Raw genomic sequence first — 1,250 nt, forward strand, 5'->3', positions numbered from 1 at the left:
GGGGGGCGTCCAATCGGGGTTGTCGACGATCGGGCGAGTATCGGCGATCGCTCACGGCCTGGCGGGCTCCAGCGCGCCGAGCGCGCGCAGCACGCGCTTGGCGATCTCCTCGCGGCGCGGGGCGAAAGCCGCATCGGTCATGTCCAGGTTGAGCGCGAAGTAGACCGGCCGCGGGTCGCGGTCCTGCTCGACCCAGCCGACGAACCAGCCGATCGGCCGCGGCCGGGCGTCATCGGCCCAGCCGGTCTTGGCGTACATCCGCCAGCCGGGGCCCTGCTCGCGCAGCAGGACCTTGCGAGCGATGTCGTAGGTCCGGTCGGACAGCGGCAGCGCGCGGTCATGCACGCGGCGCAGGAATTCCACCTGGCCGACGGCGGAGATGCGCAGGTCGCCGTCGAGCCAGAAGCGATCGCCGACCGGGCCCGCGATCGCGTTGCCGTAGCGGAAGTCGCGCAGGAACTGCTGCACCGTCGGCTGTCCGACCTGGCGGGCCAGCGACTGGAACACCCACACCGCCGAGACCCGGTAGGCCGAGGCCAGCGTCTGGTCGCGGTTCCAGTCGGCGATCCGCCGCTCGGTGCCGTCCCATTTGAAGGGTTGCGTCTCGTCGACCGCAGCGCCGGTCTCCAGCGCGATCAGCGACATCGGGATCTTGAAGGTCGAGGCGGGCAGGAAGGTCTCGAAGGCGCGCACGCTGTCCGAGGCGATCCAGCGATGCGCGCGGGTGTCGAGCACGGCGATCGTGCCCGCGGTGCCGAGCTCGGCGAAATGGCGCTGCAACTCCGGGCGGGTCTCCCAGCGCTCGCGCTGGTCGGCGGGGACGACGGCCAGGGCGGCGGGCGCGGAGGACGTGGCGGACGGGGCTGGAGTGGGCGTCGCGCCGCCCTGTGCGAACGAGGCGCGGCAGGCGGTGAGCGCGAGGCAGACGAGCAGGGCGCCGGTCGACAGACGGGACAGGGTCATGGAGGAACTCCGTGCGGTGATCGAGGTCGCCAGTGTCCGGAGTCCGCCGCGCCGCGCCGCATCGAAGTGCGGTTACGGGCGTTGCGCCGGCGACCTGCGACCTCGCGCGGTCGATCCCACGCTGCGCGGGCGCAGCGGTGGATCGCTTCGGCTCAGGCGCGGCGGGTGCGCGGCATCAGCGTCTCGGCCTCGTCGAGGTAGCGGCGCCGCGCGTCCTCGTCGCGCAGCTTGCGGGCCTGCAGCCGGGCCTGGCGCAGGCGCAGGTCGGCGATCAGCAGGTCGCCGCC

General features: G+C 73.3%; 1 protein-coding gene. It reads right to left on the minus strand.

Annotated features, from left to right (window positions below; translation table 11 throughout):
• Positions 1–51 precede the first annotated feature (51 nt).
• Positions 52–963, minus strand: a complete 912-nt coding sequence (locus tag FUT87_RS23955) for a penicillin-binding transpeptidase domain-containing protein (protein ID WP_091725871.1) — start codon at positions 961–963, stop codon at positions 52–54.
• Between the last annotated feature and the right edge of the window lie 287 nt (positions 964–1,250).

This window comes from Mitsuaria sp. TWR114, assembly GCF_007997345.1.